The organism is Massilia glaciei (assembly GCF_003011895.2).
GTDB lineage: Bacteria > Pseudomonadota > Gammaproteobacteria > Burkholderiales > Burkholderiaceae_D > Telluria_A > Telluria_A glaciei.
In genome coordinates this window covers 1-24,759 of sequence record NZ_PXWF02000295.1, presented here as the reverse complement: position 1 = coordinate 24,759, position 24,759 = coordinate 1, and the positions used below count along the sequence as shown (strand labels likewise).

The 24,759-nt window shown below is 66.5% G+C and carries 14 protein-coding genes; 9 read left to right on the top strand and 5 right to left on the bottom strand.

Annotation, left to right across the window (positions count from 1 at the left end; all coding sequences use genetic code 11):
• On the top strand, positions 1–585 hold a 585-nt coding region (locus C7C56_RS22605), incomplete at its 5' end, for a magnesium and cobalt transport protein CorA (protein ID WP_146204609.1).
• Between the two features lie 45 nt (positions 586–630).
• Here C7C56_RS22605 and C7C56_RS22600 read toward each other — a convergent pair.
• Positions 631–2,259, bottom strand: coding sequence for an NAD(P)/FAD-dependent oxidoreductase (locus tag C7C56_RS22600; protein WP_106759620.1), 1,629 nt, complete (start codon positions 2,257–2,259; stop codon positions 631–633).
• 378 nt (positions 2,260–2,637) lie between these two features.
• On the opposite strand from C7C56_RS22600, the gene C7C56_RS22595 reads away from it, so the two are divergent.
• Positions 2,638–5,526 (top strand): TonB-dependent receptor domain-containing protein, encoded by a 2,889-nt coding sequence (locus tag C7C56_RS22595; protein WP_106759619.1) that lies wholly within the window; start codon positions 2,638–2,640, stop codon positions 5,524–5,526.
• A gap of 283 nt (positions 5,527–5,809) precedes the next feature.
• Here C7C56_RS22595 and C7C56_RS22590 read toward each other — a convergent pair whose 3' ends face one another.
• A complete protein-coding gene (locus C7C56_RS22590) occupies positions 5,810–6,499 on the bottom strand; it encodes a hypothetical protein (RefSeq protein WP_106759618.1) in 690 nt (229 codons plus the stop codon).
• Positions 6,500–6,810: 311 nt separating this feature from the next.
• On the opposite strand from C7C56_RS22590, the gene C7C56_RS22585 reads away from it, so the two are divergent.
• The 4 genes from C7C56_RS22585 to C7C56_RS22570 all read left to right on the top strand — a co-directional run bounded on the left by C7C56_RS22585 (position 6,811) and on the right by C7C56_RS22570 (position 15,420).
• The gene (locus C7C56_RS22585) at positions 6,811–7,794 is read left to right on the top strand and encodes a class I SAM-dependent methyltransferase (protein ID WP_106759617.1); all 984 of its coding nucleotides are present in this window, start codon (positions 6,811–6,813) and stop codon (positions 7,792–7,794) included.
• 823 nt (positions 7,795–8,617) lie between these two features.
• On the top strand, positions 8,618–11,038 hold the full coding sequence (locus C7C56_RS22580) for a TonB-dependent receptor domain-containing protein (protein WP_181373308.1): 2,421 nt from the start codon (positions 8,618–8,620) through the stop codon (positions 11,036–11,038).
• Positions 11,039–11,152: 114 nt separating this feature from the next.
• Positions 11,153–13,180 carry an alpha/beta hydrolase family protein gene (locus C7C56_RS22575; RefSeq protein WP_106759615.1) on the top strand — a complete coding sequence of 676 codons (2,028 nt, stop codon included), beginning with the start codon at positions 11,153–11,155 and terminating at the stop codon, positions 13,178–13,180.
• Between the two features lie 215 nt (positions 13,181–13,395).
• Complete coding sequence (locus C7C56_RS22570; RefSeq protein ID WP_106759614.1) at positions 13,396–15,420, top strand: alpha/beta hydrolase family protein; 2,025 nt, start codon at positions 13,396–13,398, stop codon at positions 15,418–15,420.
• Positions 15,421–15,510: 90 nt separating this feature from the next.
• Here the strand turns inward: C7C56_RS22570 and C7C56_RS22565 are convergent, their stop codons facing one another.
• Positions 15,511–16,248, bottom strand: coding sequence for a 16S rRNA (uracil(1498)-N(3))-methyltransferase (locus tag C7C56_RS22565; protein ID WP_106759621.1), 738 nt, complete (start codon positions 16,246–16,248; stop codon positions 15,511–15,513).
• A 177-nt stretch (positions 16,249–16,425) separates the two neighbouring features.
• On the opposite strand from C7C56_RS22565, the gene tkt reads away from it, so the two are divergent.
• Positions 16,426–18,423, top strand: coding sequence for a transketolase (gene tkt / locus C7C56_RS22560; protein WP_106759613.1), 1,998 nt, complete (start codon positions 16,426–16,428; stop codon positions 18,421–18,423).
• Between the two features lie 77 nt (positions 18,424–18,500).
• A complete protein-coding gene (gap, locus tag C7C56_RS22555; protein ID WP_106759612.1) occupies positions 18,501–19,511 on the top strand; it encodes a type I glyceraldehyde-3-phosphate dehydrogenase in 1,011 nt (336 codons plus the stop codon).
• 96 nt (positions 19,512–19,607) lie between these two features.
• Here gap and C7C56_RS22550 read toward each other — a convergent pair whose 3' ends face one another.
• Positions 19,608–22,577: a TonB-dependent receptor plug domain-containing protein gene (locus tag C7C56_RS22550; protein WP_106759611.1), complete on the bottom strand. Its 2,970-nt coding sequence runs from the start codon at positions 22,575–22,577 to the stop codon at positions 19,608–19,610.
• Positions 22,578–22,832: 255 nt separating this feature from the next.
• Here C7C56_RS22550 and C7C56_RS29075 point away from each other — a divergent pair, with 255 nt between their 5' ends.
• Complete coding sequence (locus tag C7C56_RS29075) at positions 22,833–23,147, top strand: hypothetical protein (protein ID WP_181373307.1); 315 nt, start codon at positions 22,833–22,835, stop codon at positions 23,145–23,147.
• Positions 23,148–23,388: 241 nt separating this feature from the next.
• Here the strand turns inward: C7C56_RS29075 and glnE are convergent.
• On the bottom strand, positions 23,389–24,759 hold a 1,371-nt coding region (gene glnE, locus C7C56_RS22540), incomplete at its 5' end, for a bifunctional [glutamate--ammonia ligase]-adenylyl-L-tyrosine phosphorylase/[glutamate--ammonia-ligase] adenylyltransferase (protein ID WP_106759610.1).

The window sequence follows — 24,759 nt, the reverse complement described above, 5'->3', positions numbered from 1 at the left end:
CCCGAGCTGCTCAAGATGGGCTCGGCCTTCGTGCTGTACGCGCTCATGGACGCGGTCGTGGACCGCTATTTCCCGGTGGTCGACATCCTCGAGACCGAGCTCGAAAAAATCGAGGACCGGATCTTCATCCGCGGCTCGCAGCGCGACAACATCGAGCGCCTCTACGAGCTCAAGACCAAGGTGCTGCAGCTGCGGCACGCGGTGGCGCCCCTGATGGAGGCGGTCGGCAAGCTGCACGGCGGGCGCGTGCCCTACATGTTCCTCGACACCCAGGAGTACTTCCGCGACGTGCACGACCATTTGTACCGGATCAACGGCACCATCGACACCATGCGCGACACCATCAGCACCGCGATCCAGGTCAACCTGTCGATGGTGGCGATCGACGAGAACGAGGTCAACAAGCGGCTTGCCGCGTACGCCGCGATCTTCGCCGTGTTCACCGCGTTCGCCGGGGTGTACGGCATGAATTTCGAGCTCATGCCCGAGCTCAAATGGAAGTACGGCTATTTTGCCGCGCTCGGCCTGATGTTCTCGGTGAGCGGCTACATGTACTACCGCTTCAAGCGCTCGGGCTGGTTGTAGGCGGGGCGGTCAACACAAAGATAACCGCCGACGCGGGCTTGGTGCTCACTTCGCCGCCATCGACAGCGCGACCGCCTCGGCCACCTTGATGCCGTCGACCGCCGCCGACAGGATCCCGCCCGCGTAGCCGGCCCCCTCGCCGGCCGGGAACAGCCCGCGCGTGTTGAGACTTTGCAGGTCGTCCTCGCGCCGCTTGATGCGGATCGGCGACGAGGTGCGCGTCTCGACCCCGGTCAGCAGCGCGTCCTCCCGGTAGTAGCCCTTGATCTGCTTGTCGAACGCGGGGAATGCCTCGCGCATGGCCTCGATCGCGTAGGCGGGCAGGGAGGGGTGCAGGTCGGTCATGCGCACCCCCGGCTTGAGCGAGGGCAGCACCCCGCCCAGCGCGGTCGAGGCCCGCCCGCGCACGAAGTCGCCCATCAGCTGGGCCGGGGCGTCGTAGGTGCCGCCGCCGAGCGCGAACGCGCCCTCCTCGAGCTGGCGCTGGAGCGCGATGCCGGCCAGCGGATGGCCCGGATAGTCGGCCGGGGTGATGCCGACCACGATCGCGCTGTTGGCGTTGCGCTCGTTGCGCGAATACTGGCTCATGCCATTGGTGACCATGCGGCCCGGCTCCGACGCGGCCGCGACCACGGTGCCGCCCGGGCACATGCAAAAACTGTAGACCGAGCGCCCGTTGGCCGCGTGGTGCACCAGCTTGTAGTCGGCCGCCCCGAGGATCTTGTTGCCCGCGTTGGGGCCGAAGCGGCACGCGTCGATCAGCGACTGCGGGTGCTCGACCCGGAACCCGATCGAGAACGGCTTGGCCTCGATGTAGACCCCGCGCTCGTAGAGCATCTCGAAGGTGTCGCGCGCGCTGTGGCCGATCGCCAGCACCAGGTGGTCGGTGGCGATGCGCTCGCCGCCGGCCAGCGTGACGCCGCGCACCTGGCGCGCTTCGCCCTCGCCCTCGATCTCGACGTCGACAACCTTGCTGCTGAAGCGGTACTCGCCGCCGAGCGCGATGATGTTCTCGCGCATCTGCTCGACCATCTTGACGAGGCGGAAGGTGCCGATGTGCGGCTTGCTCACGTACATGATCTCGTCGGGCGCGCCGGCCTTGACGAACTCGGTGAGCACCTTGCGCCCGTAGTGCTTGGGGTCCTTGATCTGGCTGTAGAGCTTGCCGTCGGAGAAGGTGCCGGCGCCGCCCTCGCCGAACTGGACGTTTGATTCGGGGTTCAGTTCGCGCTTGCGCCAGAAGCCGAAGGTGTCGACGGTGCGCTCGCGCACCACCTTGCCGCGCTCGAGGATGATGGGGCGCAGGCCCATCTGGGCCAGGATCAGCGCCGCGAACAGGCCGCACGGGCCGGTGCCGACGACCACCGGACGCGGCCCGCCCGCGTGGCCCTGGGCTTGCTGGCCGCCGGCCACGAAGCGGTAGCCGGTGTCGGGCGCGGGCATCACGTGGGCGTCGTGTTTGAGCCGCGCCAGCACCTCGGCCTCGTCGCTGGTGTCGACGTCGAGCGCGTAGATGAGCACGATGGCGCTGCGCTTGCGCGCGTCGTAGCTGCGCTTGAACACCGTGAAGCCGCGCAGCGCGGCGGCGCCGATGCCCAGGCGTGCGAGCACGGCGTCGGTGAGCGCCTGTTCGGAATGGTCCAGCGGGAGTTTTACTTCATTCAGTCGCAGCATATTCGGTCGATCAGGGCTTGTTGCATTGTACAAGCCGCTATTTTACGTCAATTGGGGGGAGGCAACGACCGCGGCGGTCGTCAAGAGGGACGTCCGCGCGCCATTGCGCGGCGCAGCAATTTGCCCATCCGGGGATTGTTAATGCCTAAAGTTGTTGTATTCATGCAAATAAATGCAAATACAGCCTACTTGAATTGACACTGTCCGTTTCGACATGCTTCCATGGTCCGCCTTGGTCATTTTGTAAATATGACCGGGTCACAATGCCCAAAAAGCGCGCAGGACCCGTGCGAAGTGCATGGAAATAGTGGTAGCAAGGATCTATTGTCTCATCCACAAGATGATGATTTATCTATAAAAACCTCAAGGATTTTAATAATGATGACAGAAACAGTATTGTCCCGTTCGTTGCGCATGATGTTCTCGAGCGGTGCGGCTGTCGGCCTGAGCATGGTCGCCATGCAGGCGCTGGCGCAAACCCCTGCCGAACCGGTGATGCAGCGCGTGGAGATCACGGGTTCGTCGATCAAACGGATCGCGGCCGAAGGCTCGCTGCCGGTGCAGACGCTGACGCGCGCCCAGATCGACCAGAGCGGCGCGACCAACGTCGCCGACCTCGTCGCCGCACTGCCGGCAATGCAAGGCTTCATCACCGCCTCGACCTCGGTCAACGGCGGCGGCGGCGGCAACCAGACCGCCTCGGTCCACGCCATCGGCACCGACTACACCCTGGTACTGTTGAACGGGCGCCGCATGGCGCCTTTCGGCACCGGCAGCGCGGTCAACCTGGCCAGCATCCCCCTGTCCGCGGTCGAGCGCGTCGAAATCCTGACGGACGGCGCATCGACCCTGTACGGCTCGGACGCGATCGCCGGCGTGGTCAACTTCATCCTCAAGAAAAACCAGCAAAGCCTGAACATCGAGGCGACCTACACCTCGCCGCAAAAAGCGGGCGGCAAGAGTTCGAACGTGTCGATCTCGAAGGGCTTCGGCGACCTCGACAAAGACGGCTTCAATATTTTGCTCGCCTACAGCCACGACGTGCAGAAGGAACTGAACGCGAAAGACCGCGACTTCGCCAAGTCTGGCGTGCGCCGCTTCAGCGAAGGCGGCAAGCAATACGCGACCTGGCAGACCAGCGCCAACTCGACCCCGGCCAACTCCTACGTCGAGACCGACACCGACTACCGCTTCTTCTCGGTCGACAAGCTCAAGAACGGCAGCTGCTCCGGCGCCAACACCTTCGCGCGCGGCGACGTCTGCCGCTTCGACTACGCCGCCACCGTCCAACTGCTGCCGGAACTCAAGCGCGACAGCGTGTTCGCCTCGGGCAACTGGAAGCTCAACGAAGACACCACCCTGTTCGGCGAACTGGTTCTGACCAAGTTCAGCAACCTGGCGCGCTACGCGCCGGCGGCCCAGCCGCTCGGCGTGATCTCGACCGACCCGGTCACCGGCGTGACCACCTCGAACCCTAGCTACATCGGCGCCTACAACGCGTCGGTGCGGCCGCTGCTGGTGGCCTCGGGCATGAACCCGGCCGACGTCAAGCTGGCCGAGCTGTACTACCGCGGCGCCGACGCTGGCGGGCGCACCGACAAGTACTCGACCGAGGCGCGCCACCTGGTGCTCGGCGGCGAGACCAAGTTCGCCGGATGGGACCTCAACGCGGCCTACACGCACTCGGAAAACACGCAGAAGGATGACGCCGTCGCCGGTTACCTAAGCGGCAACAAGTTCGAAGAGCTGATCCGTACCGGCGCCTACAACCCGTACGAGCGCAAATCGACCGACGTCGCCGTCCTGGCGCCGGCCGTGCTCAAGCAGAACCTGCTGACGACCGTCTCCAAGCTCGACGTGGTCAACGCGCGCGCCTCGAAGGAGTTGTTCGAGATGGCCGGCGGCCGCGCGGCGCTCGGCACCGGCATGGACTTCACCAAGCAAAGCTTCAAGGAAGACCCGGCCCAGATCGCCCAGGGTCCCGGCCCGCAGCACCCGGCCTGGACCGACACGATCATCGGTGGCGGCACCGGTTCGCAGGCACTGGACGCGACGCGCAACAACTGGGGCGCGTTCGCCGAGATCCTGATGCCCGTGACGAAGACGCTCGAAGCGACGGCGGCGGTGCGTTACGACAGCTACGACGCGGTCGAAAAGCGCAACACCAGCTACGACGTGGCCGGCAACAAGAGCCTGCCGGGCACGGTCGGCAACGACGTGTCCAAGGCGACCTACAAGGCGTCGGCGCGCTGGACGCCGGTGCAGTCGGTGCTGGTGCGTGGTTCCTACGGCACCGGCTTCAAGGCGCCGACGATGAACGACATCGCCGATCCGCTCAAGAACGCCGGCTCGTCGAACTTCTTCCCATGCCCGCCGCTGCCGGCCGGCGATGCCCGCCTGGCCTATTGCAAGCAGGGTTCGTCCGAATACGGCCTGCTCTCGAACGGCAACCCCGCCAAGGGCGCCGCCGGCCTGCAAGCGGAAACCTCGAAGCAGGCGACCATCGGTTTCCGCGTCGAGCCGGTCACGGCCCTGTCGTTCGGCATGGACCTGTGGGATGTCAAGCTCAAGAACCAGATCCAGCCGCTGTCGCAACGGCAGTTGTTCACGGATCCGGCGCTGGCCAACAAATGGATTTCGATCTACTACGATCCGATCCAAAAGGCCAAGGTGTTGGTGGCGACGCAATCGCCGGTCAACCTGGCCAGCTCGCACTACCAGGGTATCGACTGGGACACGACCTACCGTTTCGGCAAGACCCCGGTCGGCAGCCTGGCCGTGAACTGGACCGGCACCTACATGCTCAAAGCCGAGCAAGACGTCCCAGGCTCGGCCACCGGCATCGAGCGCAGCATCGGCCGCTTCGATTCGTACAGCAACGTGACGTTCCGCACCATTTCGCGCGTGGTCGTTTCGCTGCGTTCGCAAAAGCTGCTCAACTCGCTGACCCTGAACTACCGCTCCGGCTACCATGACGCGGTCATGGTCGAAGACGACGCGGCGGTGCGTGAAGTGAACGCCGACGGCTCCCTGGGCGCCGTCGTTGGCCTGACCCGCGACGTCGACAAGTACATGACGCTCGACTACCAGCTCAAAGCGAACCTGAACAAGAACTTCATCGTCACGGCCGGCATCAAAAACCTGCTCGACGAAGATCCTCCTGTCTCGATCCGCAATGCCGGCGGCGGCAACCAGGTCGGCTACGATGGCCGCTACACGGATCCGCTGGGCCGTACGTTCTACATCACGGGCAACTACAAGTTCTAACTTGCTAGCGACTCCGAACTGACCGGGCCCCTGGGAAACCAGGGGTTTTTTTTCGCCCGTCAGTCAGTGTCCGGCCGCGCTGCGGCGCCGGCTGCGCGGATCGGTTCCGGGACGGCCGGCGGCGCGATCGCCGTGTGAAGGTGGTGAGCAGGAATTGGTGGGGTGGGGTGGGGAGGGGAGGTGGTGCGGGCGGGGGCGGCGGCCGCAAGGCCGGTGCCGCCCCGTTCAGGCTTACTGCTTACTTGCCAGCTGCTTACTTCCCAGCTGCTTACTTGCCAGCTGCTTACTTGCCGGCGTTAATCGCCTTTTCGTCGTCCTCACGGAAGCGGCGGCTGGCGCAATCGTCGGTGTACCTTTGGCGCGACGCCTTGAGCTGCGCCTCTTCCAGGGCCAGCTCCTTGTTGCGCTTGTTCCACTCCTCGTTGCCGCTGCCGGTCTGGACGATCGCGGCGTTGGCGGCGGCCACGGACGCCTCGTACACGGCCACTTTGGCGGTGCGGTCGGCGATCAGCCCGTCATTCTTGGCCTGCAGGACGTTGCGCTCGGCCTTGAGTTCCTGCTCCTTGCGGAAGGCCTGGCGCATGTCTTTCTTGTTCTTGTGGAATTCGGCCATGCGCTCGTTCCAGGCATCGATCTGCTTGCTGTTCTCGACGACGAGCGCGTCGGCCGCCTTGACGATCTCGAGCTGCCTTCCGGCCTCCTCGCGCAGACCCTTTCCGGTGTCGACCGGGGTCGCGGCGAGCAGTTTCTCGCGCTCGTCGCCATGCGCGTCGAGCTTGTCGTTGAGCTCTTTGACATGGGCAAGGTTCGCGGCCTTGAGTTTCATGCAAGAGCGCAATTCCTCGCGCGTCATGACCTTGTCGTTGCCCGCCTTGGCGGCGCCCGGTTTCTGCGCGATCGCGGCCGGATTGGCCAGCGACAGCAGGGCGGAGGCGATCAGCAGGCCGCTAAGGCGGTTGACGGTTTTGCTCATTTGATATCCTTTGTCGGTTGTTGTCGAACGCGTTGGTAACGCCATAACGGCGTCGACGCTGTTGCGTTGACGCCGCCGGGGAGCGATTTGCTTCAAGGTCTTGGCCAGAAGCGATCGGCGCGGGCCGGTGCGCCCCGCCGCGGGTCCCCCCGGAGCGAGCATTCTACCCCACGGTTGCCCACGTTCCACAACGCGCCGGCCAAGCTTTCCTCGCGCGGCCGGGCGGCGCCACCGGCGCCGGGGTTTGACCCGGACCGGCGCGGCGTCCATACTGTCGGCCATTCCCACCTTTATCAAACTAGGCACAGCATATGGCAAGTCAGGTCGACACCCGTGAGGCGGTCTGGTCCCGCTATTGGTCGCACGGCGTCGCGCACTCGTGCGGCGGCAGCTACGGCAACCGCTACGAGGGCGCGCTGGCGCGGCACTGGCGCGACGCCTTCGGCGCGCTCGCCCCGGGGGCGCGCGCGCTCGACATCGCCACCGGCAACGGCGCGCTGCCGCGCCTGCTGCTCGACTTCGACCCGGACGGCGCCCTGTCGTGCGACGCCGTCGACCTGGCCACGCCGGCGCCGCAATGGCTCGAGGCGCTGCCGGCGGCGCGCCGCGCGCGGCTGCGCTTCCACGGCGGCGTGGCGGCCGAGGCGCTGCCGTTCGCGGACGCGCAGTTCGACCTCGTCATGAGCCAATACGGGCTCGAGTACACCGAGCTGGCGCGCTCGGTGCCCGAAATCCTGCGCGTGCTGGCGCCGGGCGGGCGCGTGGCGCTGGTGGCCCACCACCGCGAGGCCCGGCCGGTGCTGCTGGCCGAGGCCGAGCTCGGCCATCTGGAATGGCTGGCGCGCCCGCACGGCCTGCTCGAGACGGCCGCCGCGCTGCTCGGGCCGATGGCGCTGGCCGCCACCGAGGAGGGGCGCGCCGCGCTGGCGGCGGACGCGGCGGCCAACGCGGCGCGCGCGCGCTTCAATGAGCTGCAGAAGGAGGCGACCGGGCTGGCCGCGGCCAGCGCCTGCCCCGACGCCCTGCTCGAGACGCGCGAGGCGCTCGGCGCCATCCTCGGCATCGCGTCGGGGCAGGGCGCGCCGGCGGCGCGCGAGGCGATGGGGGCACTGCGCGCGGAGCTGGCCGATTCGGCGCTGCGGCTGCGCGAATTGCGCCACTACGCGCTCGACGAGGCCGGCGCGCGCCGGCTGTGCGCGGACCTAGCCGGCGCCGGCGGCGCGGCCACGCTCGACCCGATCCTCGACCAGGCTGTCCTGATGGGCTGGGCGATCAGCGCCGCGCCGGCGCCCTGAGCGCCGCCCATGCTTACTCCGGTGGAATTAAAAAACCGTTGTTTTCAATGTTTATTTTTTGAGGTGCCGGATTTGCCCCATTCGTAATCCGGTTAAAATAAAATGGCAGCGGCAAGTGCACATCATTTAAGCATAAAGCATATATTCCTTATTCCTTCCGCGGATATTGCTGCATATATTTCAATTAACATTGATGCCCGATCCCGCCGGCCGGCGGCCGCAATCGCCGATCCGGCGCCACGGCGGCCGGGTGTGCGCCGACGCGGCCCGGGCGTGCGTGAATCCCAATTTTTCATTTCTTTTCGGCAACCAAAATCGCCGCCTCCGCCCCCATCCCCCGACTGCCGCGGCAAGGCCGCCGCCGCCCCGGCGCGGCCCCGCTTTGCCGTTGCCCGCCCGCCCGGTGTTTACGCCCAAAGACCCTTGTCGGCAAAAACGCAACACTCATTGCCAACTAGCTTGCGATTCATCAGGACATCATGCAATACTCGCGCTGCCGTCGAGTTAGCTTTTTTCAACTTTCTCTCGATTGCTGCGTTCGGAAGTTTTTAAAAAGAGCGGTATTTGGAGGGCGCAGCAAGTGGTTGTATGTATTTGGAGCAAGTTTCAGGAAGCATCTGCAATTAACGCGCGAACTTTTCAGGAATTTCCGCCTTCACGCTCATAAAGCGTTGTTTGGTGGTTTTGGGGCGAAGACCCTTATCAACAAGGAGTATTTATGTTCAAGAAGTCCAAAGTCTGCACAGCCCTCATGCTGGCATTTGGTGGCAGCGTCGGCTTGACCGTAGCACCAGCATTTGCACAAACCCCTGCCGCTGAGCCAATGGCCCGCGTTGAAGTGACCGGTTCGCGCATCAAGCGCGCAGACCTCGAAGGCGCGCTGCCAGTAACCGTGATCACCCGCGCCGAACTCGAGAAGAGCGGCTCGACCACCGTTGCAGAATACATGCGTACGTCGACGTTCTCGTCGGCTGGTAACTTCCGTCCGCAATCGGGTAGCTCGGCACAGTCGTTCGCCGGCATCGATCTGCGCGGCCTCGGCTCCGACCGCACCCTGGTGCTGCTCGACGGCCGTCGTCTGCCGAAGGCACCAAACGTTGGCGATTCGGCCGACTTGAACACCGTTCCAATGGCTGCCGTTGAGCGCATCGAGATCCTGACCGACGGCGCGTCGGCAGTGTACGGCTCCGACGCCATCGGCGGCGTGGTCAACATCATCACCCGCAAGGACTTCGACGGCCTGGCCGCGACGGTCGGCTACACCAAGCCGGACAGCGAAGGCGGCGAAAAGCGCGAAGCCTCCGTCCTGATGGGCGTGCAGGGCGAAAAAGGCCGCATGATCATGGGCGCGTCGAAGACCGGCCGCGCGATGGTCTACACCCGCGACCGGCCATGGGGCCAGAGCCTGGGCGTTTCCTCGTTCGGCAACAACTACTTCACGGCAGCCGGCGGGCTCGAATCGATCGGCTTCCTGCGCGGCACCGACCCGTCGGTTGGTTGCAAGGATCCTAACTTCTACCTGTCGGGCCGTGTTTGCGCGTACAACTTCAACGCGGTAGCCGCCGACGAAGCGCAGATCGACAGCCAGTCGTTCTTCGCCCGTGGCGAAACCCAGATCAACAACGACTGGAGCGCCTACGTCGCCGCGTCGGCCACCAACACGACCAGCTTCGGCCGCTACGCGCCGACCCCGGCCCAGTTGACGGTCAAGGCCAACACGCCGAACAACCCGCTTCCCCGCAACATCACCGTGCGCCACCGCACCGCCGCCGCGGGCAACCGCGACAGCAACACCGATGCATGGCTGTCGAACGTGGCAGGCGGCTTCCAGGGCAAGCTGGCTAAGAACATCGAACTCGACGTCGGTTTCAGCTACACCAGCTCGACCTACAAGGAATTGGGCCGCAACTACATCGTCCGTCCTATCCTTGAGCAGTACGTCAACGACGGCACCTACAATCTGTACAGCCCGAACGCCAACTCCCCCGACGTGCTGAGCGCGATCAAGGCGACCATCGGCCGCGACGGCTACTTCAAGCAGAAGGACCTGTACGCAATCGGCACGATGTACGACCTGTTCAAACTCGCTGGTGGCGGTGTATCGCTGCTGGCATCGGTTGAGCGCCGTACCGAATCGTTCGGCGACGTCTACGACTCCCTGTCGGAAGCCGGCGTGATCGAAGGCTCGGCCGGCAACTCGGCGACCGGTACCCGTACCGTCACCGGCGCCGCGGTCGAATTGGTCATGCCATTCACCAAGACCATCGAAGCAACGCTTGCCGGCCGTTTCGACAAGTACAGCGACTACGGCAACGACTTCTCGCCTAAGGCTTCGGTCCGTTGGCAGCCACTCAAGACGCTGACGATCCGCTCGTCGATCGGCGAGGGCTTCCGCGCCCCGTCGCTGCCACAGCTGAACCAGAAGGAAACCTTCTCGGCTGAGTCGGTCATCGATCCAAAGACCTGTATCGCCTTCGGCGGCTCCGCCACCGGCCCTGCTGCGGACAACTGCAACATCGGCAAGCAGGTTCAGATCGACAGCTACACCGCCGCCAACGGCGCCCTCAAGTCCGAGAAATCGAGCCAATGGTCGGTCGGCGGCGTGTGGGATGCCACCTCGTACCTGAGCTTGAAGGCCGACTTCGCCAGCATCGAAATCGACAACAAGCTGACCCTGATCGGTGCGCAGGACTTGATCGACCGCTCGAACGGCACCGATCCGCGCGCCATTCCGGCCGGTCTGTACGTGCAGCGCAACGCCAATGGCGTGATCACCCGCGTGCAGCAAGGTTACGCCAACGAGGGCACCCTCAAGGCGCAATACCTCGACGTCAGCGGCCAGCTGAAGTGGAAGAGCGCCTATGGCAGCTTCGACCACGAACTGCGTTATTCGAACACCCTGAAGTACAACGACGACGGCAGCGACGTCCGCGGCACCCTGGGTCTGCCTGAATACCGCGCGACGCTGACCAACAACTGGAAACTGGGCGCGTTCGGCGTGACGGTCAACTCCAACATCATCGGCGAAAACGGTGTCACCGCAGGTCGTATCGCGGACCAGTACATCACCCACGACATCCAGGGCAGCTGGACCACCCCGTGGAAAGGCAAGCTGACCGCCGGTTTCCTGAACGTGACCGACAAGATGCCACAGCTGGTCGCTTTCTCGGGCCGCAACTTCAACTTCAACCTCTACGATTCGTACGGCCGTCAAGCCTACGTCCGCCTCGAGCAGAAGTTTTAATTCGCGTCACTGAAGTGATGTAGACCGAGAGGGGGACTTGTGCCCCCTCTTTTTTTTCGTCCGCAGATTCATGTATCCGCGCGGCAATAATTTTTCGTGTATGGAATTGAAACCATGATTAAAAGTACTTCCATCCGGCGCCCTCTGGCGCTGCTGCTGGTGGCGGCCTGCGCCGGCCTGGGCGTATCAAGCGCGCTGGCCGCCCCCGCCACGCCGCTGCCGATCGAGTCCTTCTTCAAGAAGCCGGCGGTCGGCGCGCCGACGCTGTCGCCTTCGGGCAAGAAAATCGCGATGCTGGTGCCGACCAAGTCGGGCCGCATGGGCCTGGCCGTGGCCGATGTCGCCACTCCCGACAAGTTCACAGGCATCGCCCAGTTCGACGACGCCGACGTCGGTTCTGTGTTCTGGGTCAACGACGAACGCCTGGTGTTCGGCCTGGTCGACTTCCAGGCCGGCGTGGGCGACCAGCTCGGCAGCGGCCTGTACGCGGTCAACGCCGACGGCAGCGACTTCCTGTGGCTGATCCACCGTACCTCCAACCTGCGCGTGATGGGCAATCCGGTCAAGCCGCCGCTGCCGGCGCGCTACCAGTTTGTCGGCCCGGCCCGCGACGGCTCGGACGACGTCATCGTCAAGCGCTGGATCCCGACGGCCCAGGGCAAGCCGTCGACCTCGATGATGATGCGCCTCAACACCAAGACGCTCACGCCGCGCAGCATCTACACCGCCGACGTGCCCGACGGCATCCAGGACTGGGTGCTCGACCGCAACCTGCAGCCGCGCGTGGTCATAACCACCGCCGGCAAGAGCGAGGCCACTGTCCACTGGCGCGAGGAGGGCGGCACCACCTGGTCCGAGTTGTTCCGCGTCAATTACATTGAAGACCTCAACGCGACCACGCCGGTGGCGGTCGACCGCAACGGCGTGCTGTATGTCAGCGCGACCAACCCCGCCAGCGCCGAAGGCACCAAGGCGCTGTACCGCTACGACGTCAAACAGCGCAAGATCGAAGACAAGCCTTTGGTCAACCTGCCCGGCTTCGATTTCGACGGCAACGTCCTGTTCGACAGCGAGACCAAGGAAATGCTGGGCGTGACCTACGTCCAGGAAACCGATGGAGTGGTCTGGTTCGACAAGAAGTTGCGCGACATCCAGGAGGCGGTCGACAAGTTGCTGCCCAATACCAACAACTACGTCAATTGCAGCCGCTGCAGCAGTGCGCGCCATCTGATGGTGACGTCGACTTCGGACATCCAGGCACCGGTGTTTTTCCTGTTCGACACCCAAACTGGCAAGCTGACGCTGGTGGGCCAATCCTATCCCTGGCTGCAGTCGACCGACATGGCCGGCACCCAGGACTTCCAGCGCATCAAGGCGCGCGACGGCACCAGCATTCCCGTCTACATCACCAAGCCCAAGGGCAAGGGACCGTTTCCGACCGTCGTGTTGGTCCACGGCGGCCCCTTCGTACGTGGCAACGAATGGGGATTCAACCGGGCCAACCAGTTCCTCGCCTCGCGCGGCTACGTGGTCATCGAACCGGAATTCCGCGGCAGCAAGGGCTACGGTAGCAAGCTGTTCCGTGCGGGCTGGAAGCAATGGGGCCTGGGGATGCAGGACGACGTCACCGACGCCACCAAGTGGGCGATCGCCCAAGGCTTGGCCGATCCCAACCGGATCGCCATCGCCGGCGCCAGCTATGGCGGCTACGCCACCATGATGGGCCTGCTCAAGGAGCCCGAGCTCTACAAGGCGGGCATCAACTGGGTCGGCGTGACCGACATCGAGCTGATGTACACGATCGGCTGGAGCGACTTCATGGACGCCGACAACGCGTGGGCGAAGTATGGCATGCCGACCATGATCGGCGACCCGAAGACCGACAAGGCGCAGCTGACGGCGACCTCGCCGCTGCAGCAGGCCGCCCGCATCAAGCAGCCGGTGCTGATGGCCTACGGGGAGGAGGACTACCGCGTCCCGATGCCGCACGGCACCAAGATGCGCGATGCCCTGATTGCCAGCGGCAACAAGAACGTCGAATTCGTGTCTTACCCGTCCGAAGGGCACAACTGGATGCTGACCAAGACCACGGTCGACTTCTGGTCGCGCGTCGAACGTTTCCTGGCCAAGAACCTCAAGTAAGCGGGTAGCGCCAGCAGTAGCAAGTAGTAAGAGGGGGGCGCGGCCCCCTCCCCGCATTTCAAGGGGCCGCGCGGCGCGCCCCATAGGAGCGCAAGCTTTAAGGCGCGCCACTGGAGTGATGTGGACCGAGGGGGGGGCTTGTGCTCCCTCTTTTTTTTCGCCCGCGGATTCGTAAATCTGTGCAAAAATCAATTTTTGTGTATGGAATTAAAATCATGATAAAAAATTCATCCACCCGGCGCCCGCTGGCAATGCTGCTGCTGGCCGCGTTCGCCGGCCTGTGCGCTTCCAGCGCGCTGGCCGCGCCCGCCGCGCCGCTGCCGCTCGAGACCTTCTTCAAGAAGCCGGCGGTCGGCTCGCCGACGCTGTCGCCTTCGGGCAAAAAAATCGCGATGCGGGTGCCCACCAAGTCGGGCCGCATGGGCCTGGCCGTGGCCGATGTCGCCACCCCCGACAAATTCACCGGCATCGCCCAGTTCGACGACGCCGACATCGGCTCGGTGAGCTGGGTCAACGACGAGCGCGTGGTTTTCGAGCTGATCGACTTCCAGGCCGGCGGCGCCGACCAGCTCGGCAGCGGCCTGTACGCGGTCAACGCCGACGGCAGCGACTTCCTGTGGCTGATCCACCGCACCTGGAATCTGCGCGCCACGGGCAAAATGAACAAGCCGCCGCTCGAGGCGCGCTACCGGTACGTGCGTCCGGCCGGCGACGGCTCGGACGACGTCATCGTCAAGCGCTGGATCCCGGCCGACGAGGGCAGGCCGAACACGTCGATGATGATGCGCCTCAACACCAGGACGCTCGCTGCCCGCAACCTCTACACCGACGACGTGCCCGACGGCGCCCAGGACTGGGTGCTCGACCGCAACTTGCAGCCGCGCGTGGTCATGACGACCGACAACAAGCGCGAGGGCACGGTGCACTGGCGCGAGGAGGGCTCGAAGACCTGGTCCGAGTTGTACCGCTATGATTACTTCGAAGACTACAAGGCGATCACGCCGCTGGCGGTCGACCGCGACGGCCAGCTCTACGTCAGCGCCATCAACACCGCCAGCGCCGACGGCACCAAGGCGCTGTACCGCTACGATGTCAAGCAACGCAAACTCGAAGACCAGCCGCTGGTCAACCTGCCCGGCTACGATTTCGAAGGCGGCTTCGTGTTCGACAGCGACACCAAGGAAATGCTCGGCGTGACCTATACGCAGGAAACCGATGGCATCGTCTGGTTCGACAAGAAAATGCGCGGCATCCAAGAAACGGTCGACAAGCTGCTGCCGAACACCAACAACTACGTGCGCTGCAGCCGCTGCAGCAGCGCCCGCCATCTGATGGTGGTGTCGACCTCGGACATCCAGGCGCCCGTGTATTTCCTGTTCGACACACAAACGGGCAAGCTGTCGCTGGTCGGCCAGGCCTACCCCTGGCTGCGGTCGGCCGACATGGCCGGCACCCAGGATTTCCACCGCATCAAGGCGCGCGACGGCATGAGCATTCCCGTCTACGTCACCAAGCCCAAGGGCAAGGGGCCGTTCCCGACCGTCGTCATGGTCCACGGCGGCCCCTACCTGCGCGGGGTCGAATGGGGCTTCAACGCGGACAACCAATTCCTCGCCTCGCGCGGCTACATGGTGGTCGAGCCCGAGTTCCGCGGCAGCACCGGCTACGGCGGCAAGCTGTTCAGCGCGGGCTGGAAGCAGTGGGGCCTGACGATGCAGGACGACATCACCGACGCCACCAAATGGGCGATCGCCCAGGGCCTGGCCGATCCGAACCGGATCGCCATCGCCGGCGCCAGCTATGGCGGCTACGCTACCATGATGGGCCTGGCCAAGGAGCCCGAGCTGTACAAGGCGGGCATCAACTGGATCGGCGTGACCGACATCGAGATGATGTACACGATCGGCTGGAGCGACAGGGACGTCGACAGCCCGTGGGCGCGCTACGGCATGCAGGCCATGATCGGCGATCCAAAAACCGACAAGGCGCAGTTCTTGGCCACCTCGCCGCTCAAGCAGGCCGCGCGCATCAAGCAGCCGGTGCTGATGGCCTACGGCGAGGAGGACTACCGGGTTCCGCTGCCGCACGGCACCAAGATGCGCGACGCCCTGCGCGCCAATGGCAACACGAACGTCGAATGGGTGTCATACCCGCACGAGGGGCATGGCTGGCTGCTGACCAAGAACGACGTCGACTTCTGGTCGCGCGTCGAGCGCTTCCTGGACAAGCACCTCAAGTAAGCGGGGCGCGTGGCGCCGATAAAAACAAGCAGGTGGAAGTGAAAAAGAGGGGGCTGCGGCCCCCTCGTCGCGTTCGAAGGCGTGCGCCGACTACAGCGCGCCCCACAGCGCGCCCAGCGCGGCCAGCGCGGCCAGGCCGGCGGTCTCGGTGCGCAGCACGCGCGGCCCCATCGACAGCGCCAGCGCGCCGTTGGCGATGGCGGCGTCCTCCTCCTGCGCCGTGTAGCCGCCCTCGGGGCCGACCAGCAGCGTCAGCGCCTGCGGCCGCTGGTGGCGCGCCCATGCCGACAGCGACTGTCCGCCGCGCGGCGTCAGCAGGACCCGCTGGTGCTGTCCCTGCCGCGGATCCTGCTGTTTTATCCACTGGTCGAAATCGGCGACCGGCGCCAGCCGCGCCAGCCGGTTGCGCCCGCTTTGCTCGGAGGCGGCCACCACCACGCCCTGCCAGTGCGCCAGCCGCTTCTCGGCGCGCTCGCCGGCGAGCCGCACCACGCAGCGCTGGGCCGCCAGCGGCTGGAGCGCCGCCACCCCCAGCTCGACCGCCTTCTCGACGATCCAGTCCATCTTCGACGCCTCGGGCAGGGCCTGCGCCAGCGTCAGCGCGAACGGCAGCTCGACGTCGCGCGCGACCCGGGCCAGCACGCGCGCCGAGGCCTGCCGCTTGCCCAGTTCGGCCAGCTCGGCCGGATACTCGGCGCCGTCGCCGTTGAACAGGGTCAGCGGCGCGCCCGGCTGCAGGCGCAGCACGTGCAGGTGGCGGGCGACCGACTCGGGCAGCAAGGCGCTGGCGCCGGCGGCCAGCGGTTGGGGGCAGTAGAGGCGCGGCATGCGGGTCCTGAGGCTTGGCGGTTGCGGGGCGGGCGCGATCGGGGCCCGGATATGGCGGCAAAATCGGCGCGCCGTGCCGCGCATTTTAATTGCCAGCCCCCCGGTCTGGTAAAATACTTGACCCGGCGCCGCAGGCCGCGCCAACGCATTCCCCATTCCCAGACCTCGATCCGACATATGACACCTACGCTCCCCACCACACTGATGGCCAACGCGATCCGCGCGCTGGCGATGGACGCCGTCCAGCTGGCCAACTCGGGCCATCCAGGCATGCCGATGGGCATGGCCGAAATCGCCGTCGCGCTGTGGGCCGGCCACTACAAGCACAATCCGGCCGATCCGAAGTGGATCAACCGCGACCGCTTCCTGCTCTCCAACGGGCATGGCTCGATGCTGCACTACGCGCTGCTGCACCTGAGCGGCTACGCGCTGTCGATCGACGACCTCAAGGCGTTCCGCCAGATGCACTCGAAGACCCCGGGCCACCCCGAGGTCGACGTCACGCCCGGCGTCGAGACCACCACCGGCCCGCTCGGCCAGGGGATCGCCAACGCGGTCGGCATGGCGCTCTCCGAGTACCTGCTCGCGGCCCAGTTCAACCGCCCCGGCTTCGACGTGGTCGACCACCACACCTACGCCTTCCTCGGCGACGGCTGCCTGATGGAGGGCATCTCGCACGAGGTCTGCGCGCTGGCTGGCACGCTCGGACTCAATAAGCTGATCGCGCTGTACGACGACAACGGCATCTCGATCGACGGCAAGGTCGAGGGCTGGTTCACCGACGACACCCCGGCCCGCTTCGAGGCCTACGGCTGGAACGTGATCCGCGCCGTCGACGGCCACGACGTCGGCGCGGTCGACGCCGCCATCACGGCGGCCAAGGCCTCGGCCAAGCCGACCCTGATCTGCTGCAAGAGCGTGATCGGCAAGGGCGCGCCCAACCTCGAGGGCGGCGACAAGGTGCACGGCGCCGCGCTCGGCGACAAGGAGATCGCCTGCGCGCGCGAACACCTGGCCTGGCCGCACGCGCCGTTCGAGATCCCGGCCGAGGTCTACGCCGCCTGGGACGCCAAAAAGCAGGGCGCCGCGCGCGAGGCCGACTGGAACTTCACCTTCACCGCCTACCGCGCCCAGTTCCCCGAGCTGGCCGCCGAACTCGAGCGCCGCATGCACGGCGAACTGCCGGCCGCCTTCGACGCCACGCTGGCCGAGGCGCTCGCCGCCTGCGTCGACAAGAAGGAGAACATCGCCACCCGCAAGGCCAGCCAGAACGCGATCCAGGCGCTCGCGCCGGTGCTGCCCGAGTTCCTCGGCGGCTCGGCCGACCTGACCGGCTCGAACCTGACCAACTGGAAGGAATGCGTGGCGCTGCGCTCGGGCCAGCCGGGCAACCACATCAACTACGGCGTGCGCGAATTCGGCATGAGCGCGATCATGAACGGCATCGCCCTGCACGGCGGCTTCATCCCGTTCGGCGCGACCTTCCTGACCTTCTCCGACTACAGCCGCAACGCGCTGCGCATGGCCGCGCTCATGAAGCTGCGCTCGATCTTCGTGTTCACCCACGACTCGATCGGGCTGGGCGAGGACGGCCCGACCCACCAGTCGGTCGAGCACGTCTCGTCGCTGCGCCTGATCCCGAACCTGGACAACTGGCGCCCGTGCGACACGGCCGAGTCGATGGTCGCCTGGGGCTGCGCCGTCAAGCGCGCCGACGGCCCCTCGACCCTGATCTTCTCGCGCCAGAACCTGCCGTTCATGGAGCGCACGCCGGCCCAGCTGGCCGACATCGCGCGCGGCGGCTACGTGCTGCAGGACGCGCCCGACGCCAAGGCGATCCTGATCGCGACCGGCTCCGAGGTCGAGCTCGCCGTCAAGGCGGCCGCCGCGCTGGCGCAAGAGGGCGTGGCGGTGCGCGTGGTGTCGATGCCGTCGACCGACGTGTTCGACCGCCAGGACGCCGCCTACAAGGCCGGCGTGCTCACCCGCGGCATGCCGCGCGTGGCCATCGAGGCCGGCGTGAGCGACTTCTGGTACAAATACGTGGGCCTCGAGGGCGCCGTGGTCGGCATCGACACCTTCGGCGAGTCGGCCCCGGCGCCGGTGCTGTTCAAGCACTTCGGCTTCACGGTCGAGAACGTGGTGGCCAAGGTCAAGTCGGTGCTGGCGGCCTGAGGCCGGCACCGCAGTTGCTGAGAATAAGCTGAGAATAAGATAAACCACCGATTTCTTCACACACTGGGAGCATTAGCATGACGATCAAAGTTGCAATCAACGGTTATGGCCGCATCGGCCGCAATGTGCTGCGCGCGTTCTACGAGGGCGGCAAGCAGCAGGACATCCAGATCGTGGCCATCAACGACCTCGGCGACGCCAAGTCGAACGCCCACCTGACCCGCTACGACACCGCGCACGGCAAGTTCCCGGGCACCGTGACGGTCGAGGGCGACAACATGATCGTCAACGGCGACACCATCCGCGTGTTCGCCCAGCGCAACCCGGCCGACATCCCCTGGGGCGAGCTCGGCGTCGATGTCGTGCTCGAGTGCACCGGCTTCTTCACGACCAAAGAGAAGGCCTCGGCCCACCTCAAGGGCGGCGCCAAGAAGGTCATCATCTCGGCGCCGGGCGGCAAGGACGTCGACGCCACCATCGTCTACGGCGTCAACCACGAAGTGCTCAAGAGCACCGACACGGTGATCTCGAACGCCTCGTGCACCACCAACTGCCTGGCCCCGCTGGTCAAGCCGCTCAACGACGCGATCGGCCTCGAGACCGGCCTGATGACCACCGTGCACGCCTACACCAACGACCAGGTGCTGTCGGACGTGATGCACGAGGACCTGCGCCGCGCCCGCTCGGCCACCATGAGCATGATCCCGACCAAGACCGGCGCCGCCGCCGCGGTCGGCCTGGTGCTGCCCGAGCTGAACGGCAAGCTCGACGGCTTCGCGATCCGCGTGCCGACCATCAACGTATCGCTGGTCGACCTGAGCTTCATCGCCAAGCGCGACACCACGGTCGACGAGGTCAACGCGCTGATGAAGGCGGCCGCCGAGGGCCCGCTGGCCGGCATCCTGACCTACCAGACCGAGCCGCTCGTGTCGATCGACTTCAACCACAACCCGGCCTCGTCGAACTTCGACTCGACCCTGACCAAGGTCTCGGGCCGTCTGGTCAAGGTCTCGTCGTGGTACGACAACGAGTGGGGTTTCTCGAACCGCATGCTCGACACCACGGTCGCCTTGATGGCCGCCAAGTAATCGATCAAGTTGGAATCCGCCCGGTTTCGCCGGGCAGGCGAAAACGACCCGGCCGCGCGCGCCGGGTCGTTTTTTTTTACCGCGCGGCCGCCCCGGCTACAGGCTCATGCGCAGACCGAAGTAGTAGCGGCGCCCGATCGCGTCGTAGGTGCCGGCGTCGGTCTCGGCGCCGGTCGTGTTGCTTGGCAGGCCGGTCAGGATCGGCGGCGGATTGGTGTCGAGCAGGTTGTCGACGCCGAAATACAGCTCGACGTTCTTGCGCAGCTTGTAGCCGAGCTGGGCGTCGTGGTAGAACTTGCTGTCGACCCTGACCGAGCCCGGCGCCAGCCCGGCGCTGGTCAGGAAGCTGTCGTCGAGCGCCGATTCGCCGATGTAGGTGTGGTTCGTGGTCAGGTTCCACTGTCCCATCCGGTAACCCAGGCTGAGCAGGGCGCGGTTCATGGCCGAGCCGACCTCGCCGCGGTCCTCGTCGCGCGGGCCGCCCGGCTCGGGCGTCTCGAACAGCGAGCGCAGGTGGGTCCAGGCCAGCCGCGTGCTCAGCCGGCCCGGTCCGAGCTGGTCGGCCCAGGCCACGGTCAGGTCGATCCCCTCGGTGCCCTTGTTGCCGGTGTTGGTGACGCGGGTGTCGACCCGGTCGAGCGAACCGGCGCTGTTGGCGCCGACGGCGGCCGGGCGGCGCGTGATCAGGCCGCAGAAGGCGGGGCCGCCGCCGCCGTAGCAGCCGCGCAGCGCGAAGTCGCGGTCGGTCGGCACGATCGCGTCGGCGATGTCGACCTTGAAATAATCGGCCGTGAACACGAAGCGATTGAGCATCGGGATCGCGCGCGGCGTGTACACGACCCCGATCGTGGTCGAGCGGCCCTCCTCCTCGGACAGGCTGGGGTTGCCGCTGTTGAAGCCGCTCACGCCCTGGATGTCGGCCTGGTTGAGCGTGAACACGCCGTTGGCGGCGATGTTGGCGGCCACCCCGGGGTCGGCGCGGCAGGCCTCGGCGGTTGGGCCGGCGGTGGCCGGCCCGACCCCGATGCAGGGGTCGATCACGCTCGGGAAGTCCTGGCTCGGCGGTAGGAACAGCTCGTTGATGTTGGGCGCGCGCGTCGACAGCGCGCGCGTGGCGCGCACCCGCACGTCGGGGATCGGCGACCATTCGAAGCCGACGTTCCAGCTGACGGTGTTGCCGACGGTCGAGTAGTCGCCGACCCGCACCGCGGCCAGCAGGTTGAGCGCGTGCAGCCACGGGCGCTCCTTGTAGAGCGGCGCGCGCGCCTCGACATAGGCCTCGCGCACGGTGTAGCTGCCCGCGACCGGCGGGGTGGCGTTGCCGGCGTTGAGGCCGGCCTGGGTCAGGGCGTCGGGGATCGCGCTCGAGAACTCCTTGCGCCACTCGAAGCCGGCCGCGACCCCGAGCGGGCCGGCCGGCAGCGTCCACGGCTCGCCGCTGGCCGAGCCGCCGAACAGGCGCTGGGTGGTGCGGGTGGCCAGCGAGCCGGGCGCGGTCACGTACTGCAGCGCCGCCGGCGAGATCGTGTTGAAGCCGAACACGTTGATCGGCACGCAGCCCTGGGCGCGCGCGTTGGCGTCGCGGCAGAGCGCCTCGGTGGTGTTGCCGTCGCCGTCGGCGTCCTCGAGATCGGTGATGGCCTCGAGCGCGTTGCGGAAGTTGAGCACGTTGACCTGGCCCTGCGAGACCTGGGCCTCCTTGGTCGAGCCGTAGGCGGTGTAGAGCTCGTAGTTCCAGCCGAACATGTCTCCCTTGAGGCCGGTGGCCAGGCGGAAGGTGTCGCGGTCGGCGGTGCTGCCGCGCGTGCCGACCTCGGCCATCCGGCGCGTGAAGTAGTAGTCGCGCAGGCCGTCGCCGTCGGTGTCGCTGATGCGCGAGTAAAGGTAGTCGGGCACCACCGGGTTGCGCCGCGCCACGCCGCCGACCAGGAACTCGGCCGGCACCTGGCCGCCGGAGCCGGGGTAAATGTCCTCAGCGCCGAGCGGGTACGGCTCGATCGTGGTGCTGACCCGGGTCGAGGCGTAATTGCCCTCGAAAAAGGCGTTGTGGTTCGCGCCCAGCGCCAGCGAGCCGGTGGTGGCGAACAGGTAGCGCTCGACCGGCACGGCGATGGTGCGGTAGAACGAGCGGTTGAAGCCGGTGGCGGCGGCGGTGGCGCTGCCGTTGGTCGACCAGGGGATCGGGTTGCCGGCCGCGTCGTAGGTGTAGTCGCCGGTGTCGTGGAAGAAGCGGCCCTGCGGCGCGTAGCTCGAAAAGAACGGCCGCACGGCCGCGAACGCCTCGGCGGGGTTGGGCGCGGCGCTGATGGCCAGCAGCGAGATCTGGTCGAGCGCCGAGCGGTCGCGGTCGCGCGAGTTGACGGCGCCCTGGCGCGCGTAGCCGAAGTGGCCCATCACGTTGCTGGCGCCGTCGGCGCTGCTGGTGCCGAAGGTGAGCGAGAGTTTTTTCTTGGTGTCGTCGCCTTCCTCGCTCTGCCCGAGCTGGGCGTCGACGGCGAGGCCGGTGAAGTTCTTCTTGGTGATGATGTTGACCACGCCGGCCACCGCGTCCGAGCCGTACACGGCCGAGGCGCCGCCGGTGAGCAGCTCGACGCGCTCGATGAAGTCGACCGGGATCGTGTTGAGGTCGACCGCCGTCTCGCCCGGGATGCCGGAGACGTAGCGCCGGCCGTTGAGCAGCACCAGCGTGCGCGAGGCGCCGAGGTTGCGCAGCTCGGCCGTGGCGACGCCCGCGCTGGCGGTCGAGAACGCCGAATTGGTGCGGCTGATCGCGGGCGTGCCCAGCGCCGGGTTTTTCTGCAGCAGCTCCTGCAGGTTGGTCACGCCGGCGGCGGCGATGTCGGCCGCGGTGAACACCTGCAGCGGCGAGGGCGACTCGGCGTTGGGCGAGGCGATGCGCGAACCGGTCACGAGCACCCGCGCCACGGCCGGGGCGGGTTCGGTGATCTCCTGCGCGCCCGGTTGCTGCGCGCCGGGTTGCTGCGCCCAGGCGGCCTGCATGCCGAGCGCGGCGCCGCCGACGCAGATGAGGCGGATCGAGCGGGACAAGACGGTTTCTCTGATCATGCTAATACTCCTTTTTGGCAAAGTTAACGTTCTTAAAACGCTGTTCGTGTGACATGGTAGTTGTCACTTGAACCAACTTTTCAAAAGGATTGAATCGGGCGCCGCCCGCGCCACGCTGGGCCCGCCGGGCCGCGCGAAAGCGTGGCTTGGAACCGACACGTTTCCGGCCGGATTTTTCCGTCCGAAATCAAAGCGGGGCGTCGGCTGGCAGGTTCCGCCGCCGCCGGCGCCTCCCCCTGGCTGCGGGGGTAGTTGGTGTTGGTGCTGGTGTTGGTGTTGGTGTTGGTGTTGGTGTTGGTGTTGGTGTTGGTGTTGGTGTTGGTGTTGGTGTTGGTGTTGGTGTTGGTGTTGGTGTTGGTGTTGGTGTTGGTGTTGGTGTTGGTGTTGGTGTTGGTGTTGGTGTTGGTGTTGGTGTTGGTGTTGGTGTTGGTGTTGGTGTTGGTGTTGGTGTTGGTGTTGGTGTTGGTGTTGGTGTTGGTGTTGGTGTTGGTGTTGGTGTTGGTGTTGGTGTTGGTGGGGATTCCCGCTGCCCCACCACGTCATTCCCGCGAAAGCGGGAACCTATACTGATCATGAGGAAATGCGGCGTTGAAAAATTTAACCGTTGGCGCCAAGACTTAAAGGTTCGAACGCGATGTACACGCTGGCTCAGCATGGGTCCCCGCCTTCGCGGGGATGACGGTGGTGGGGGCGTGGTGGTGGTGGTGGTGGTGGCGGTGGTGGTGGTGGGGGCGTGGTGGTGGTGGTGGCGGTGGTGGCGGTGGTGGTAGTGGTGGCGGTGGGCGTGGTGGGGATGACGCGCGTCTTCCCCCTACGCGTCCTCCCCGAAGACCGCGCGCCACAGCGCCAGCACCGCGCCCGTGTGCGCCGCCAGCGCCCCCGGCTCGACCCGCGCCGCGTCCCGCCCCTGCAGCCGGGCCAGGTGCTGCAGCCGGCGCATGGCGCGGTAGGCGTCGCCCACCGCGCCGGCGAGCGCGGCGTCGATCAGGCCCAGCTCGCCCGCCATCCGCAGCAGCGCGATGTTGCCGGCGTTGGCGCACAGCTGCGGATAGCGCGCGGCGTGGCGCAGCACCAAATACTGGACCATGAACTCGATGTCGATCATGCCGCCGGCGTCGTGCTTGAGGTCGAACAGCTCGGCGCGCCCCGGGTGCGCCGACAGCATCTTGCGCCGCATCGCCAGCACCTCGCTGCGCAACTGGTCCTCCTGCGCGCCGCGCTCGCGCTGCAGCACCGCCTCGCGCACCTGCTCGAAGCGCGCGCCGATGGCCGCGTCGCCGGCGCAAAAGCGCGCCCGCGTGAGCGCCTGGTGCTCCCACACCCAGGCCGCGCTGGCCTGGTAGCGCTCGAACGCGGCCAGCGACGACACCAGCATGCCCGAGGCGCCGTCCGGGCGCAGCGCGGTGTCGATGTCGAACAGGATCCCGGCCGAGGTGTGCGCGGTCATCCAGGTGATGAAGCGCTGCGCCAGCTTGGCGTAGTTGGACGGCGCGTCGGCGTGCTCGTCGTCGAACAGGAAGATCACGTCGAGGTCGGACACGTAGCCGAGCTCCTTGCCGCCCAGCTTGCCGTAGGCGATCACGGCGAACAGCGGCAGCTCGCGGTGGCGCGTGGCCACCGTGCGCCAGGCCGCCTGCAGCGTGACGGCGACGATGGTGTCGGCCAGCGCCGACAGGTGGTCGGCCAGGCGCTCGACGGTCAGGTCGCCGGCCAGGTCCTGCGCGAGCAGCCGGAACAACTGGGCGTGGTGGGCCTCGCGCAGCAGGTCCATCTGGCGCTCGGTGTCGCCGGCGGCGCCGGCCAGCTGCTCTTCGAGCTCGGCGCGCAGGGCCGCCAGGTCGGGCGCGCCGTGGCGCATGCGCTCGTCGAGCAGCTCGTCGAGCAGGATCGGGTGCTGGGTCAGGAACGTCGCGGCCCAGCCCGAGGCCTGCATCATGCGCACCACGCGCGCCAGCGTGTGCGGGTATTCGGTCAGCAGCGACAGGTAGGCCGAGCGGCGCGCGATGGCCTCGAAGAACTGCAGCAGGCGCCCCAGCGTGACGCCGCGGCTGCCCGGCGCGGCCGGGGCGCCGCCGGCGTCTGCGCCGCTCGCGGCCACCAGCGGCAGCGCCGCGTTGACCAGCGCGAGCAGGCGGTTGCGGCTGGCCTCGGGCATCGACTGCAGCCGCGGCGAGGCCCAGGT